The sequence below is a fragment of the Ramlibacter monticola genome (genome assembly GCF_016722785.1).
Classification (GTDB): domain Bacteria; phylum Pseudomonadota; class Gammaproteobacteria; order Burkholderiales; family Burkholderiaceae_C; genus Ramlibacter; species Ramlibacter monticola.
On record NZ_JAEQNE010000008.1, the window covers coordinates 202,707 to 217,440 of the forward strand.

At 70.7% G+C, this 14,734-nt stretch carries 13 protein-coding genes; 6 read left to right on the forward strand and 7 right to left on the reverse strand.

The features are described 5' to 3' along the window. Window positions 1–57: 57 nt before the first annotated feature. Window positions 58–3,351, forward strand: a complete 3,294-nt coding sequence (gene icmF, locus JJ685_RS25380; protein WP_201677162.1) for a fused isobutyryl-CoA mutase/GTPase IcmF — start codon at window positions 58–60, stop codon at window positions 3,349–3,351. Window positions 3,352–3,376: 25 nt separating this feature from the next. Here the strand turns inward: icmF and JJ685_RS25385 are convergent, their stop codons facing one another. From JJ685_RS25385 to JJ685_RS25405, 5 genes are all read right to left on the reverse strand, one after another. Next, complete coding sequence (locus JJ685_RS25385) at window positions 3,377–4,309, reverse strand: SMP-30/gluconolactonase/LRE family protein (RefSeq protein WP_201677163.1); 933 nt, start codon at window positions 4,307–4,309, stop codon at window positions 3,377–3,379. Window positions 4,310–4,321: 12 nt separating this feature from the next. Next, entirely contained in the window at window positions 4,322–5,302 is a 981-nt protein-coding gene (locus tag JJ685_RS25390; protein WP_201677164.1) for a Bug family tripartite tricarboxylate transporter substrate binding protein, read from the reverse strand. Window positions 5,303–5,313: 11 nt separating this feature from the next. Beyond that, window positions 5,314–6,246, reverse strand: coding sequence for an NAD(P)-dependent oxidoreductase (locus JJ685_RS25395; RefSeq protein ID WP_201677165.1), 933 nt, complete (start codon window positions 6,244–6,246; stop codon window positions 5,314–5,316). Further along, the gene (locus tag JJ685_RS25400; protein WP_201677166.1) at window positions 6,243–6,923 is read right to left on the reverse strand and encodes an RraA family protein; all 681 of its coding nucleotides are present in this window, start codon (window positions 6,921–6,923) and stop codon (window positions 6,243–6,245) included. The genes JJ685_RS25395 and JJ685_RS25400 overlap by 4 nt, the downstream gene beginning before the upstream one ends. A gap of 110 nt (window positions 6,924–7,033) precedes the next feature. After that, the gene (locus JJ685_RS25405) at window positions 7,034–8,002 is read right to left on the reverse strand and encodes a Bug family tripartite tricarboxylate transporter substrate binding protein (protein WP_201677167.1); all 969 of its coding nucleotides are present in this window, start codon (window positions 8,000–8,002) and stop codon (window positions 7,034–7,036) included. Window positions 8,003–8,223: 221 nt separating this feature from the next. Between JJ685_RS25405 and JJ685_RS25410 the strand changes: the two genes are divergently transcribed. Beyond that, window positions 8,224–9,261 carry a VWA domain-containing protein gene (locus JJ685_RS25410; RefSeq protein ID WP_201677168.1) on the forward strand — a complete coding sequence of 346 codons (1,038 nt, stop codon included), beginning with the start codon at window positions 8,224–8,226 and terminating at the stop codon, window positions 9,259–9,261. Here JJ685_RS25410 and JJ685_RS25415 read toward each other — a convergent pair. Beyond that, the gene (locus JJ685_RS25415; RefSeq protein ID WP_330901842.1) at window positions 9,254–10,363 is read right to left on the reverse strand and encodes a 3-deoxy-7-phosphoheptulonate synthase; all 1,110 of its coding nucleotides are present in this window, start codon (window positions 10,361–10,363) and stop codon (window positions 9,254–9,256) included. The genes JJ685_RS25410 and JJ685_RS25415 overlap by 8 nt on opposite strands. 39 nt (window positions 10,364–10,402) lie before the next feature. On the opposite strand from JJ685_RS25415, the gene JJ685_RS25420 reads away from it, so the two are divergent. Genes JJ685_RS25420 through JJ685_RS25435 form a run of 4 tightly spaced genes read left to right on the forward strand, consistent with a single transcriptional unit; the run spans window position 10,403 to window position 14,281 of the window. Next, window positions 10,403–11,215: an alpha/beta fold hydrolase gene (locus JJ685_RS25420; RefSeq protein WP_201677169.1), complete on the forward strand. Its 813-nt coding sequence runs from the start codon at window positions 10,403–10,405 to the stop codon at window positions 11,213–11,215. A 34-nt stretch (window positions 11,216–11,249) separates the two neighbouring features. After that, window positions 11,250–12,461 carry an MFS transporter gene (locus JJ685_RS25425; protein WP_330901843.1) on the forward strand — a complete coding sequence of 404 codons (1,212 nt, stop codon included), beginning with the start codon at window positions 11,250–11,252 and terminating at the stop codon, window positions 12,459–12,461. A gap of 37 nt (window positions 12,462–12,498) precedes the next feature. After that, the gene (locus tag JJ685_RS25430) at window positions 12,499–13,494 is read left to right on the forward strand and encodes an NADPH:quinone reductase (protein ID WP_201677170.1); all 996 of its coding nucleotides are present in this window, start codon (window positions 12,499–12,501) and stop codon (window positions 13,492–13,494) included. 1 nt (window position 13,495) lies between these two features. Next, window positions 13,496–14,281: an SDR family oxidoreductase gene (locus tag JJ685_RS25435; RefSeq protein ID WP_201677171.1), complete on the forward strand. Its 786-nt coding sequence runs from the start codon at window positions 13,496–13,498 to the stop codon at window positions 14,279–14,281. Here JJ685_RS25435 and JJ685_RS25440 read toward each other — a convergent pair. Further along, window positions 14,278–14,673, reverse strand: a complete 396-nt coding sequence (locus JJ685_RS25440; protein WP_201677172.1) for a response regulator — start codon at window positions 14,671–14,673, stop codon at window positions 14,278–14,280. The two genes, JJ685_RS25435 and JJ685_RS25440, sit on opposite strands and share 4 nt — an antisense overlap. Window positions 14,674–14,734: the final 61 nt, after the last annotated feature.

The following is a 14,734-nucleotide window of genomic DNA, read 5'->3' on the forward strand; positions in this document are numbered from 1 at the left end:
ATTGACGTTTACGTCAACGTAAATTAGGCTTAAGCTTCCCGCCGGAGAATCCCCCTCATGACCGACCTGTCCGCCGAATACAAGGCGCTGGCGAACTATCGCCCGACCAACAAGATCCGCTTCGTCACCGCAGCCAGCCTGTTCGACGGGCACGACGCCGCCATCAACATCATGCGGCGCATCCTGCAGGGCATGGGCGCGGAGGTGATCCACCTGGGCCACAACCGCAGCGTGGACGAAGTCGTCACCGCGGCCCTGCAGGAGGACGCGCAGGGCATCGCCGTCAGCTCCTACCAGGGCGGCCACGTCGAATACTTCAAGTACATGGTGGACCTGCTGCGCCAGCGCGGCGGGGCGCACATCCAGGTGTTCGGCGGCGGCGGCGGCGTGATCGTGCCGGCCGAGATCCGCGAGCTGCAGGACTACGGCGTCGCGCGCATCTACAGCCCCGAGGACGGCCAGCGCATGGGCCTCGCCGGCATGATCGGCGAGATGGTCATGCGCTGCGACCAGGACCTGGCGCCGCTCGCGCCGAAGCAGCTGGCGGCGATCCAGGGCCACGAAGAAACGAACTGGCGCGCCCTCGCCCAGCTGGTCACCGCGCTGGAAGGCGGCAGCGCCGACGCCGAGCTCGTGAAGGCGATCCGCATGCAGGCCGACCAGCGCCGGATCCCGGTCGTGGGCATCACGGGCACCGGCGGCGCCGGCAAGTCCTCGCTCACGGACGAACTGATCCGGCGCCTGCGCCTCGACCAGGACGATGCGCTGCGCATCGCCGTCATCTCGATCGACCCGTCGCGCCGCAAGACCGGCGGCGCGCTGCTGGGCGACCGCATCCGCATGAACGCCATCGGCCCGTGGCAGCAGGGCGCGCGCGTCTACATGCGCTCGCTCGCCACCCGCGACTTCGGCAGCGAGATCTCCGCCGCGCTCGGCGACGTGGTCGCGGCCTGCAAGGCCGCGGGCTTCGACCTGGTGATCGTAGAGACCTCCGGCATCGGCCAGGGCGACGCCGCCATCGTGCCGCACGTGGACATCCCGCTGTACGTGATGACGCCGGAATTCGGCGCCGCCAGCCAGCTCGAGAAGATCGACATGCTGGACTTCGCCGAGTTCGTGGCGATCAACAAGTTCGACCGCAAGGGCGCGGCCGACGCGCTGCGCGACGTGGCCAAGCAGGTCCAGCGCAACAAGCAGGCCTTCGCGCAGCGGCCCGAGGAGATGCCGGTGTTCGGCACCATGGCGGCGCGCTTCAACGACGACGGCGTGACCGCGCTGTACCAGGCGCTCAGGCCGCGCCTCGTGGAGCTGGGCCTGGCCCTGAAGGAAGGCCACCTGCCGCAGGCCGACGTGCGCCACAGCACCAACCAGACGCCGGTGGTGCCGCCGGCCCGTTCGCGCTACCTCGCCGACATCGCCGACACCGTGCGCGGCTACAAGGCGCGCGTGCGCAGGCAGGCGCAGCTCGCGCGCGAGATCCAGCAGCTCAAGGCCGCGGCGAACATGCTGAAGGTCGACAAGCCGGACCGCGCGCCGGCCGCCGAGGCCGCGCTGGACCTCGCCGCCCATCGGCTCACCCGCATGGACAAGGATTCGCTGCACCTGCTGAAGCAGTGGCCCGACATGCAGAAGGCCTACGCGGGCGACGAGTACGTGGTGAAGATCCGCGACAAGGAGATCCGCACCAGGCTCACCACCAGGTCGCTCTCCGGCACCACGGTGCGCAAGGTCGCCCTGCCCCAGTACGAGGACCACGGCGAGATCCTCAAGTGGCTGATGCTGGAGAACGTGCCGGGCAGCTTCCCCTACACCGCCGGCGTGTTCGCCTTCAAGCGCGAGGGCGAGGACCCCACGCGCATGTTCGCGGGCGAGGGCGACGCCTTCCGCACCAACCGGCGCTTCAAGCTGCTGTCGGCCGGCATGCCGGCCAAGCGACTGTCCACCGCCTTCGACTCGGTCACCCTGTACGGCAACGACCCGGACCCGCGCCCCGACATCTACGGCAAGGTCGGCAACTCCGGCGTGTCGATCGCCACGCTGGACGACCTGAAGGTGCTGTATTCGGGCTTCGACCTGTGCGACCCCGCCACCTCGGTCTCCATGACCATCAACGGCCCGGCGCCCTCGATCCTGGCGATGTTCATGAACGCCGCCATCGACCAGGCGACGGAGAAGTTCGCCGCCGACAACGGCCGCGAACCCACCGACACGGAAGCCTCGAAGATCCGGGAATGGGTGCTGGCCAACGTGCGCGGCACCGTGCAGGCCGACATCCTGAAGGAAGACCAGGGCCAGAACACCTGCATCTTCAGCACCGAGTTCTCGCTCAAGGTGATGGGCGACATCGCCGAGTACTTCGTGCACCACGACGTGCGCAACTTCTACTCCGTGTCGATCTCGGGCTACCACATCGCCGAGGCCGGGGCCAACCCGATCTCGCAGCTGGCCTTCACGCTGTCGAACGGCTTCACCTTCGTCGAGGCCTATCTCGCCCGCGGGATGCACATCGACGACTTCGCGCCCAACCTGTCCTTCTTCTTCTCCAACGGCATGGACCCGGAGTACACGGTGCTGGGCCGGGTGGCGCGCCGCATCTGGGCGGTGGCGATGAAGGACCGCTACGGCGCCAACGAGCGCTCGCAGAAGCTGAAGTACCACGTCCAGACCTCGGGCCGCTCGCTGCACGCGCAGGAGATCGCGTTCAACGACATCCGCACCACGCTGCAGGCGCTGATCGCGGTCTACGACAACTGCAACTCGCTGCACACCAACGCCTACGACGAGGCGATCACCACGCCCACCGAGGAGTCGGTGCGGCGCGCGATGGCGATCCAGCTGATCATCAACCGCGAGTGGGGCCTGGCGAAGAACGAGAACCCGAACCAGGGCGCGTTCATCATCGACGAGCTCACCGAGCTGGTGGAGGAGGCCGTGCTGGCCGAATTCGAGCGCATCGCCGAGCGCGGCGGCGTGCTGGGCGCCATGGAGACCGGCTACCAGCGCGGCCGGATCCAGGACGAGAGCATGCACTACGAAATGCTCAAGCACACGGGCGAGCTGCCGATCATCGGCGTGAACACCTTCCGCAACCCGCACGGCGACGCGACCCCCGACAAGCTGGAACTGGCCCGCTCCACCGAGGAGGAGAAGCAGAGCCAGCTGCAGCGCCTGCGCGACTTCCACGCCCGCAACAAGGACGCGGCGCCGGCGCTGCTCAAGCGCCTGCAGCAGGCCGTGATCGAGAACCGCAACGTGTTCGAGGTGCTGATGGACGCGGTGCGGGTGTGCTCGCTGGGCCAGATCACGAGCGCACTGTTCGAGGTGGGCGGGCAGTACCGCCGCAACATGTGAGAGGCGGCGGCACGGCCGCCGCCCTTCAGGTCGCCTCGCGCCGCCCCTGCGGAAGCGCCTGTCCCGCCACGTCCGTGCGTGCCATCAGCACCGTCCCGTGCGTGGAATCGGTGCAGTACAGCGTCTTCCGGTCGGCGCCGCCGAATGCGAGGTTCGTGACCGAGGCGCCGCGCGGCCCCCGGAACACGATCTCCGGCTCGGCGAAGCGGTTCAGCACCCACACGTAGCCCAGGCCGGGATTGGCCACCAGCAGCCGGCCCTCTTCGTCCATGGCGAGGCCGTCCGGACCGCTGGGCCCGTAGGACGTGAAGAACTGGCCCGCCTTGGACACGCTGCCGTCGGCGAGCAGCGGCATGCGCCAGACGCAGTTGCCGCGCGTCGCCGCGACGAACAGGAAGCGCTCGTCGGGGGACAGCACGATCCCGTTGGGGCTCGGCACGTTGGACAGCAGCAGGTCCAGGCGGCCGTCCGGGGCCAGCCGGTAGACGCGCCCGGTGGGATCGTGCAGTCCCGTCTGTCCCTGGTCCGTGAAGTACAGGTTGCCGCGCGTGTCGAACACCAGGTCGTTCACGCCCTTGAAGCGCTCGCTGTTGCGGCGCTCGAGGAAGGGCCGGATCCGGCCGCTCCCCAGCTCCAGCACCACCAGCCCGTTCTTGTAGTCGGTGACGAGCAGCTCGCCGGCCGACAGGAACTTCATCCCGTTCGGTTCCCCGTCCCATTCGCCCACCAGCGACCAGCTACGCGCGGCATCGATGCGGAACACGCGGCCGAAGGGGATGTCCGTGACGTACAGGTTGCCGGCCCCGTCGAACACCGGTCCTTCGAGGAAGGAGTCCGCGAGCCGGCCGCCCTGGTTCACGTCCGCCCAGTGGCTGCGCACGCCCGTGCGGCGGAATTCCGCCGGCATGGCGCTGAAGACCTCCAGTTCGCGCACCTCGGGCTGCTGCAGCAGGATCATGGCCGGCTCACCTCACTGGCGCTCGAAGGCGGTGCTGGCGACGACCTTGCCCCAGGCCTCGGTGCTTTCCTTCAGCATCCGGGCGAAGGCTTCGCTGCCCACCTGCCGCGGCTCGGCGCCCATGCCTTCGGCGAAGGACTTCATGTCCGGCGTGGCCATGGCCGTGGCGATCTCCTTCTGCAGGCGCGCCAGCACCGCGGGCGGGGTGCCCTTGGGCGCCCACAGGCCGGTCCAGTTCAGCACGCCGTTCCACGGCACGCCCGCCTCGCGGAAGGTGGGCACGTCCGGCAGCGCCGCCAGGCGCTTGTCGCCGCTGATCGCCAGCAGGCGCATCTTGCCGCCGCGCACGTTGCCCATGAGGCCCGTGGTGGACGCGATCTGCAGGTCGATCGTGTTGGACAGCACGGCCTGCGTGGCCTCCGCCGCGCCCTTGAAGGGCACGTGCATCAGCTTGACACCGGCCGCGATGCCCAGCGCCTCGCTGGCGAAATGCGGCGTGGTGCCCGCGCCGCCCGAGCCGTAGGTGATCTTGCCCGGATTGGCCTTCGCCTCCGCCAGCAGGCCGCGCAGGTCCTTGAAGCGCGACTGCGCGTGCACCGCCAGGCCCATGGGCGCGAAGACATAGGCGCCCACCGGAACGAGGTCGTTCGCGTAGTCGAAGGGCAGCTTCTTGAAGATGTGCGGCAGCAGCGAATAGGTCGTGTCGTTGGCCAGCAGCGTGTAGCCGTCGGGCTCCGCCTTGGCCGCCTGCAGCGTGCCGATCGTGCCGGTGCCGCCGGCGCGGTTCTCGACGAAGAAGCTCTGCCCGGTCTGCTCGGTCAGCTTCTGCGCCATCTTGCGCGTGACCACGTCCACCGCGCCCCCGGGCGCGTACGGGACGACGATGCGCACCGGCTTGGACGGCCAGGCGTCCGCCGCCATGGCGGCGGGGGCCAGCACCAGGCTGGCCACGAGGGCGAGCAGGGCCCGCCGGGAAAGGGAATGGCTGGTCATGGTGCTCCCCTTCAGGCGACGGTGGGCGCCTCGGCCAGCACGGCCAGCACGTTCTTCGCCGCGCCCACGCCCATGTTGACATAGGCATCGCCGGTCACGCCGCCGATGTGCGGGCTGAGGATGAGGTTGGGCTCGCCGTGGAACGGATGCGGCGCCGCCATCGGCTCGACCGCGAAGCTGTCGAGTCCGGCGGAGGCCACCTGGCCGCAACGCACCGCCTCCAGCAGGGCGGCCTCGTCGACGAGTCCGCCGCGCGCCGTGTTCACCAGCACCACGCCGCGCTTGCAGGCCGCCAGCGTCTGCGCATTGACCAGGTTGCGGTTCTCCGGCGTCAGCGGGCAGTGCAGGGAAATCGCATCGGACTCGCGCCAGAGCGTGGCGAGGTCCACGGGGCGGATGTAATCGGGCAGGTTCTGCGCGTAGGGATCGAAGCCGATCACCTTCATGGCCATGGCGTCGCACATGCGCGCGAAGCGCTGGCCGATGGCGCCGAGGCCCACCAGGCCGATCGTGCGGCCGTGCAGTTCGAGGCTCTTGTGCGTCGCCTTGTCCCAGTGGCCGGCGTGCATGCGCGCATCGAGCTGCACCACCGACTTGGCGCAGGCGAGCAGCAGGGCCAGGGCCTGTTCGGCCACCGCGGCGGCATTCGCGCCCACCGCAGCGCGCACCTCGATCCCGCGCGCCCGGGCGGCGTCCTTGTCGATCGTATCCGTGCCGCTGCCGTGCTTGGAGATCACGCGCAGCGACGGGGCGGCGTCCATGACGGCGGCGCCGACCTTGCCGTAGCGGACGATGATCGCCACCGGATCGTGCTGGCGGCACAGCGCGACGAGGTCGTCCTCCTGCGGCGTCTTGCCCGCGTAGACGATCTCGAAGTCCTTCAGGACCGCGAGCGCCTGCGGCGCGAGGTCGGCGCCCGTGACGATGAGGGTGCGCGTGCTCACAGGCTCTCCCCCTGCTTCAGGACACCCGCGGTGCGCAGCGCGGCGTCCAGCCACGAGGCGCTGGTGTTGCCCTTCCGGATCGCGGCGATGCGGGTCGATTCGTCCTCCACCTTCTTGCGCGCCAGCGGCAGCAGCGACTCCACGCGCTCGCGCTCGCCCACGAACACGCCGTCGGCATCCGCCACGATCAGGTCGCCGGGGCGCACGGTGACGCCGCCGCACGAGATCGCGTGGCCGATGCGGCCGGGGACGTTCTTGGTCGGGCCGTTCGGGTTGGTGCCGACGGAGAAGACGGGGAAGTCCATCTCGTCGATCTCCAGGCTGTCGCGCACGGCGCCGTCGATCACGACGCCGGCGATGCCCAGCTGCTTGCAGGCCGTCATCATGATGGTGCCCATGAGCGCCGCGGTCTGGTCGCCCTTGCCGTCGATCACCAGCACGTCGCCCGGCCTGGCCAGCGCCATGGCGGCGTGGATCATCAGGTTGTCGCCGGGGCGCACTTCCACGGTGAGGGCGGGGCCGGCGATCTTCATGCGCGGGCGCAGGGCGGCGATGCGCCCATGCAGCGCGCCTCGGCGGCCGTTCACGTCGGCCAGGATGGCGGCCTGGAATTCGGAGGCCTGGCGCACGAGGGCGGGGGAGACGCGCTCGAAGTCGCGGACGATGTCGGTGGTCATGGGGTGTCTCTGCGGGTGAGGAAAGCCCCGGCCAGCGCGGCGGCGCCAGCCTGGAGCGGAGGTTTGCGGAAGGGGGTTTCCCCGCCAGGCGGGGCTGCAGATGCGGGCGCTCAGTCGACCTTGGCGCCGGATTCCTTGACGATCCTGCCCCAGCGGGCGATGTCGTCGCGAATCAGCCTTGCGAACTGCTCCGGCGTGCCGCCGGCCACGTCGGCGCCCTGGTCGCCGAGCTTCTTCTTCAGCTCGGGATCCTTCAGCGCCTTGTTGATGTCGGCGTTGAGCTTGGCGACCACGTCCTTCGGCAGGTTGGCCGGCCCGAGCACGCCGAACCAGGTGACCGCCTCGAAGCCCTTGTAGCCGGACTCCGCGACGGTGGGCACCTGCGGCAGGTCGTCCACGCGGGTGGCGGAAGTCACCGCGATCGGCCGCATCTTGCCGCTCTTGATGTGGCCGATGAGCGTGGGGATGGAGGAGACGTAGAGCTGCACCTGGCCGCTGATCACGTCGGTCACGCCCTGCGCGGCGCCCTTGTACGGGATGTGCGTGAGCTTGATGCCGGCCAGCCGCTGGAACGATTCGGCCGCGAGGTGCGCCACCGTCCCGTTGCCCGAGCTCGCGTAGTTGATGCTGCCGGGACTGGCCTTCGAGGCCTTCACCACGTCCGCCAGCGTGTGGAACGGCGAGTTGGCGCTGGCGACGATCACCAGCGGGGAACTGGCCACCAGGCCGATCGGCGCCAGGTCCTTCAACGGGTCGTAGGGCAGCTTGGCGTACAGCGTCGGGTTGATCGCCAGGTTGCTGGTCTGGCCCATGACGAGGGTGTAGCCGTCGGGCTGCGACTTGGCCGCCGCATCGACGCCCAGGTTGCCGCCCGAGCCGGGCTTGTTGTCGACCACGAACGTGTAGCCCGAACCGGCCACCTTGTGGGCGAGCTCACGCGTGATGGTGTCCGTGCCGCCGCCCGCGGGGAAGGGCACGACCAGCTTGATCGGCTTGCTGGGCCAGCCCTGCGCGAAGGCCGTGGCGGTGGCGAGGGAAGCGGCCGCAAGAACCAGGGCGGCACGACGTGAAATCAGCATGGGTTTGTCTCCGAAGGAGCGCCTCGTGGCGCCGTGGGAGAACTGTAGATGCGCGTTGCACGAAGCACAATGCCGTTTCACACAGTGCACCGTAGTGCATCATGCGCAACGCGACGGTGGCGAAGGAGAGGCCGGGCCCGCCGCCAGTCGCGCGACCGTTCCGCGCTGGCATCCCCGAGGGGATTCCGGCACGATAGCGGCGTCCCCTGCACGAGGCCGCCATGACCTTCCTGTGGCCGCACAACCTCTGGCTGATGCTGGCGCTCCCGCTGTTGCCCGCGGCCTACGTGTGGCTGCTCCGCCGTCGTGTCCGGCAGGCCGTGCGCTTCAGCAGCCTGGGAGTGATCCGCGCGGCCGCCGCCCACCGGAGCTGGCGCCGGCATGTGCCGCCCGCCTTCCTCCTGCTGGCCTGCGGCGGGCTGCTGTTCTCGGCGGCGCGTCCCGTCGCGCGGGTGCCGCTTCCCTGGGCCCGCTCCTCGATCCTGCTCGCGATGGACGTGTCGCTCAGCATGCGCGTCACCGACGTCAAGCCGACCCGGCTGGCCGCCGCGCAGGAGGCCGCCAAGAGCTTCCTGCGCGACCTGCCCAAGGACATCGAGGTCGGCCTGGTCACCTTCGCCGGCAGCAGCCAGGTGGCCCAGCGGGCGACGCTCGACCGGGAAGCGCTGGTCGCGGCCATCGACGGCTTCCAGATGCAGATGGGCACCGCGATCGGCAACGCCATCGTGCAGTGCCTGGCGGAGCTGTTCCCGGACCAGGGCATCGACGTGGGCGAGATGACCTTCGGCAGCAAGCCGCGCGGTCGCAGCCTCGACGCCGGGGAAAAGCCCCCGCCGAAACAGATCACGCCCGTCGCCCCGGGCTCCTACCGCTCCGCCGCGATCATCCTGCTGAGCGACGGCCGCCGCACCACCGGGGTGGACACGCTGGAGGCGGCGAAGATGGCGGCCGACCGCGGGGTGGCGATCTACGTGGTGGGGCTGGGCAGCGTCGACGGCCCCGCCTCCACGCCCGAGGGCATCCCGATCTACCTGCAGCTCGACGAACCGACCCTGCGCGAGGTGGCTCGCATGACCGCGGGCGAGTACCACTACGCCCCCACGGCGGAAACGCTGCGCGTCGTCTACGAGAACCTGGGCACGCGCATGGAGGTGCTGGCGCGCGAGACCGAACTCACGGCCTTGTTCGCCCTGGCCGCGGCACTGCTGATGCTGGCCGCGGGCGCGTTGTCGATGCTCTGGTTCCGCCGGCTCACGTGAGCCGCGCGCGCCGCTCGCGCACCGCGGCCGCGAGCTCGCGCAGGACCTCCTCGGTGCCTTCCCAACCGACGCAGCCGTCGGTGATCGACACCCCCGGCGCCAGCGCGACGCCCGGCTTCAGGTCCTGCCGCCCCTCGCGCAGGTGGCCCTCGATCATGACGCCCAGGATGCGCTGCTCGCCGCCGCGGATCTGCCGCGCCAGCTCGCGCGCGACCCACGGCTGGCGCCGCCAGTCCTTGCCGGAATTGGCATGCGAGCAGTCCACCATGACCCGCTCCGGTGCGCCCGCCTTGTGCAGGATCGCGCAGGCGGCGGCGATGTCGGCCGGCTCGTAGTTGGGCCCGCGCGAGCCGCCGCGCAGGATGATGTGGCAGTCCGCATTGCCCTCGGTTTCGAACACCGCCGCCACGCCCATCTTGGTCATGCCCATGAAGGCGTGCGGCGCGCTGCAGGCGATCAGCGCGTCGGCCGCCATCTGCACGCTGCCGTCGGTGCCGTTCTTGAAGCCCACCGTGCAGCTGAGGCCCGAGGCGAGCTGGCGATGGCTGGGGCTCTCGGTGGTGCGGGCGCCGATCGCGCCCCAGGAGATCAGGTCCGAGATGTACTGAGGGCTCAGGAGGTCCAGGAACTCGGTGCCCGCCGGCAGGCCGAGCTGCGCGATCTCGAGCAGCAGCTCGCGCGCCAGCCGCAGCCCTTCGTTGATGCGGAAGCTGCCGTCCAGGCGCGGGTCGTTGATGTAGCCCTTCCAGCCGACCGTGGTGCGCGGCTTCTCGAAGTACACGCGCATCACCAGCAGCAGGTCCTCGCGCAGTTCGCCGGCCAGGGCGTGCAGGCGCCGAGCGTATTCCATCGCCTGCGCGTGGTCGTGGATCGAGCACGGGCCCACCACGGCCAGCAGCCGCGGGTCGCGGCCGTGCACCACGTCCGCCACCTCGGCGCGGCTGCGCTCGAGGAAGGACTGCACCGCGTCCTCCGTCGGCAGCTCGTACTGCAGCAGCGCGGGCGAGATCAGCGGCCGCACGTCGCGGATCCGCACGTCGTCCAGCCGCGTCGACTGCGGCATCTCCTCGGCGCCTTCGGGCCGGGCTGCGGTTTCCTTCATCGGGACCCTCCTGTGAGCCATCCACTATATTGCGAGGCCATGGCAGCTTCCGTCGGAACCGCCTCCTTCGCCCAGATCGACTGGGCCGGCCAGCCGGTGCGCATCGAGTACCGCTGGGTCGGCAACGCCCCGCCGGGCGCGCCGGTGCTGGTGTTCCTGCACGAGGGCCTCGGCTCCGTCGGCATGTGGCGGGACTTCCCGGCGCGGCTGTGCGAGGCCGCGGGCGTGCGCGGCCTGCTCTACTCGCGGCCCGGCTACGGCCGCTCCACGCCGCGCGAGGCCGGCGAGCGCTGGACCCCGCGCTTCATGCACCGCCAGGCCGAGGAGGTGCTGCCCCCGCTACTACGCGCGCTGCAACTGGACCCGGCGCGCGATCCCCTCTGGCTGTTTGGCCACAGCGACGGCGCCTCCATCGCCCTGCTCCACGCCGCGGCCTTCCCGGAGGCGCTGCGCGGCGCCATCGTGCTGGCGCCGCACATCTTCGTCGAGGAGGTCTCGGTCGCGAGCATCCAGCAGGCGCGCAACGCCTACCTGCAGACCGACCTGAAGCAGCGCCTGGGCCGCTACCACGAGGACGCCGATTCGGCCTTCTGGGGCTGGAACGACATCTGGCTGGACCCGGACTTCCGCGACTGGAACATCGAGCGCGAGATCGCGGCCATCCGTTGCCCGCTGCTGGCGATCCAGGGCCTGGACGACGAGTACGGCACGCTGGAGCAGATCCGCGGCATCGCGCGCGTGCTGCCGCACACGCGGCTGCTGGAGCTGCCGGACTGCGGCCATTCGCCGCACAAGGACCAGCCGCGGGCGGTGATCGAGGCCGCCGTGCGCTTCCTGAGCGAAGCGGGCTGAGGGCGCCGGAGGGAGGCCCGAGGTAGGATGCCGGGTGCCTTCCTCCGCAGTACCCACCCCCGCCCACGATTCCGCCGCCGTCACGCGCGCCGCGGTCAACCTGCTGGCCATCGCCTGCTTCTTCAGCGGCGCCGCCCTGCGCATCTGCGACGGCCTGCTGCCGCGGCTCGCCGGCGATTTCACCGTGACGCCCGGCACCGCCGGCCAGGTGATCCTGGCCTTCGCGATGGCCTACGGCTTTTCCCAGCTCGCCTACGGCACCCTCGGCGACCGCTACGGCAAGGCGCGCATCGTGTGCATCGCCCTGTTCGCCTCCGCCGCCGGCGCGCTGGCCTGCACGATGGCGCCCGACCTGGACGTGCTGGTGCGCCTGCGCATCCTGTGGGGCGCCGTGGCCGGCGGCGTGATCCCGATGTCGATGGCCTGGATCGGCGACAACGTGCCTTACGAGCAGCGCCAGGCCACCCTCGCCCGGCTGCTGCTCGGCACGCTCTCCGGCATGACGGCCGGCCAGCTCGCGGGCGGGCTGTTCGCCGATTCGGCCTGGGGCTGGCGCGGCGCCTTCGGCACCATGTGCTCCGGCTACCTCGTGGTGGGCACGCTGCTGCTGGCGCGCCTGCGCACCATCCCTTCGCACGCGGGCGCGCCCCCGGTGCGCCGCGCCTGGCTGCCGGCGATCCTCGAGGTGCTGCGCATGCCCTGGGCGCGCGTCGTGCTCGTGACGGTGATGGCCGAGGGGATCTTCCTGCTGGGGCCGCTGGCCTTCCTGCCCGCCTACCTGAACCAGCGCTTCGGGCTGGCGCTGTCGGTCGCCTCGGGCTTCGTGGCCCTGTATGCCATCGGCGGCGTGCTCTATGCGATGGCGGCGCGCCACATCGTGCGCCGCTTCGGCGAGCGCCGGATGGTGCTGTGGGGCGGCATCCTCATGGGCGCCGGCTTCCTCGCCTGGTTCCTGATCCCGCGGGGCTGGATCGCCGCGCCCATCGCGCTGGCGGTGGGCTTCGGCACCTACCTGTACCACAACACCCTGCAGACGCACGGAACGCAGATGGCGCCGACCATGCGCGGCATCGGCATGTCGTTGTTCGCCTTCAGCTTCTTCGTCGGCCAGGCGATCGGGGTCTCGCTGGCCGGCCAGTCCTTCGACCGGCTGGGCCCGGCGCCGCTGCTGCTGGTGCCGGCGCTGGTCCTGCCGCTCACGGGCTGGGCCTTCGCGCGCGCGCTCAAGCGCAGGTCGGAAGCCTGACGTACGCTAGCGGCTTCGCGACGCAGGAGGCGACACCATGCAGGCGGCGTTCTACACGAAGCAGGGCCCGGCGGCCGAAGTGCTGCAGCTCGGCGAACAGCCCACACCTGAGCCGGGGCCGGGCGAGGTCCGCGTGCGGCTGCGGACCTCCGGCGTCAATCCCTCGGACTACAAGGTGCGCAAGGGCGGCTTCGGCCGCGCCCTCGCGTATCCGCTGGTGATCCCGCACAGCGATGGCGCGGGTGTGATCGACGCGGTGGGCGAAGGCGTGCCGGCCAGCCGCATCGGCGAGCGGGCCTGGATCTGGAACGGCCAGTGGCTGCGGCCTTTCGGCACCGCCGCGCAGGCCATCGTGCTGCCCTCGGCGCAGGCGGTGCCGCTGCCAGATTCCGTCGGCGATGCGGAAGCGGCCTGCTTCGGCATCCCGGCGCTGACGGCGCTGCACGCCGTGCGACTCGCGCAGGTGCAGTCCGGCATGCACGTGCTGGTCTCCGGCGGCGCCGGCTCGGTCGGGCACTACGCGATCCAGTTCGCCCGCCTGCGCGGCGCGACGGTGCTCACCACCGTCAGCAGCGAGCAAAAGGCTGCCCACGCGCTGCGGGCCGGCGCCGCGCACGCGATCCTCTACCGCGACGAGGACGTCGGCGCCCGCGTGCAGGCGCTCACCAGCGGGCGCGGCGTCGACGCCGTGATCGAGATGGATTTCACCGCCAACGCCCGCCTCTACCCGGCCTGCGTGCGCGCCGGCGGCACCATCGTCGTGTACGGCATGGGGCAGCAGGAGGCGAACCTGCCCACCTTCTGGTTCATGCGCAACCGCATCACCGTGAAGTTCGTCTACGTGTACGAGATGGAAGCAGCCGAACGCGAGGCCTGCCTGCGCGAGCTCGACGCGCTGCTGCGCGAAGGCGCGCTGCAGCACACCGTGGCCCTGCGCATGCCGCTGGCCGACATCGCCCGCGCCCACGACATGGTGGAACAGGGGCAGGTGATCGGCAACGTGGTCCTCGACATCCCGCAAGGAGACAAGTGACATGGATCTGCAACTTCGTGGCCGCCACGTGCTGGTGACCGGCGGCAGCCGCGGCATCGGCCTGGCCTGCGCGCGCGACTTCCTGGCCGAGGGCTGCAGGGTGAGCCTCGTCGGCCGCAGCCCCGAGCACATGGAACGCGCGCTGTCCGCGCTGCGCGCCAGCGGCGAGGTGGCCGGCCATTGCGCCGACCTCACCGACCCGGCCGCGGCGCTGCAGGCGGTCGACGCGGCGGAAGCAGGCTTCGGCCCGATCGACGTCCTGGTGAATTCGGCCGGCGCCGCCAGGCGCACGCCCTACGACGAACTGCAGCCGCAGGCCTGGCACGACGCCATGCAGGCCAAGTTCTTCACCACCATCCATGTGCTCGACCCGGTGGTGAAGCGCATGGGCGCGCGCGGGGCCGGCACGGTGGTCAACGTGGTCGGCATGGGCGGCAAGGTGGCCACCACCACGCACCTGGCCGGCGGCGCGGCCAACGCGGCGCTGATGCTCGCCACCGCCGGCCTCGCGGCGGCCTGGGGACCGCGCGGCGTGCGCATCAACGCGGTGAACCCGACGCTCACGCTGACGGAGCGCCTGGCCGAGGGCTTCGCGGTGGATGCCCGCCTGCGCAACACCAGCCAGGAGGAGGTGCAGCGCCAGGCCGAGAAGAAGCTCCCGCTGGGCCGCATCGCGAAGCCGGAGGAGATCGCCGCGGCGGTGCTGTTCCTCGCCTCGCAGCGCGCTTCCTACATCTCGGGCGCGATCCTGTCGATGGACGGCGCCGCGAGCGCTATGGTCGTCTAGTGCATCGCGATCGGCCGCTCCTGGATCAGGTGGTCCAGGGTGGCCACGAGGGCCTCGGGGTCGACGGGGGAGACCATGTAGGCATCCGCGCCCGACTCCATGCCCGCGGCCTGCTCTTCCTGCGTCACGTACACGGCGGAGACGTGCACGACCGGCAGCGACGCGGTGGCGGCCCGCGAGCGCATCAGGCGGCAGACCTCGAAGCCCAGCAGGTCGGGCAGGTGCACGTCGAGCACCACGGCCGACACGAACTCCACGAGTTCCAGGGCCTCGGCGCCGGCCGAGGCCTCCACGGTGTTGAATCCCGCGGCACGCAGCGTACGCGAAGTCGCGTAGCGGCTGGAGGGGTTGTCATCCACCACGAGGACGCTGTGGAGGGATCGGTCGATCATCGGCTGCGGTGCAGTTCGGGGAGGGACAAGTGTAAGCGCGGTGCTTGCCCATGGACAGCCG

Excerpts from the sequence above, each read along its gene's own strand:
- icmF (WP_201677162.1), top strand. The coding sequence starts at position 58 with ATGACCGACCTGTCCGCCGAATACAAGGCGCTGGCGAACTATCGCCCG.
- JJ685_RS25385 (WP_201677163.1), bottom strand. The coding sequence starts at position 4,309 with ATGATCCTGCTGCAGCAGCCCGAGGTGCGCGAACTGGAGGTCTTCAGC.
- JJ685_RS25390 (WP_201677164.1), bottom strand. The coding sequence starts at position 5,302 with ATGACCAGCCATTCCCTTTCCCGGCGGGCCCTGCTCGCCCTCGTGGCC.
- JJ685_RS25400 (WP_201677166.1), bottom strand. The coding sequence starts at position 6,923 with ATGACCACCGACATCGTCCGCGACTTCGAGCGCGTCTCCCCCGCCCTC.
- JJ685_RS25405 (WP_201677167.1), bottom strand. The coding sequence starts at position 8,002 with ATGCTGATTTCACGTCGTGCCGCCCTGGTTCTTGCGGCCGCTTCCCTC.
- JJ685_RS25410 (WP_201677168.1), top strand. The coding sequence starts at position 8,224 with ATGACCTTCCTGTGGCCGCACAACCTCTGGCTGATGCTGGCGCTCCCG.
- JJ685_RS25415 (WP_330901842.1), bottom strand. The coding sequence starts at position 10,363 with ATGAAGGAAACCGCAGCCCGGCCCGAAGGCGCCGAGGAGATGCCGCAG.
- JJ685_RS25420 (WP_201677169.1), top strand. The coding sequence starts at position 10,403 with ATGGCAGCTTCCGTCGGAACCGCCTCCTTCGCCCAGATCGACTGGGCC.
- JJ685_RS25430 (WP_201677170.1), top strand. The coding sequence starts at position 12,499 with ATGCAGGCGGCGTTCTACACGAAGCAGGGCCCGGCGGCCGAAGTGCTG.
- JJ685_RS25435 (WP_201677171.1), top strand. The coding sequence starts at position 13,496 with ATGGATCTGCAACTTCGTGGCCGCCACGTGCTGGTGACCGGCGGCAGC.
- JJ685_RS25440 (WP_201677172.1), bottom strand. The coding sequence starts at position 14,673 with ATGATCGACCGATCCCTCCACAGCGTCCTCGTGGTGGATGACAACCCC.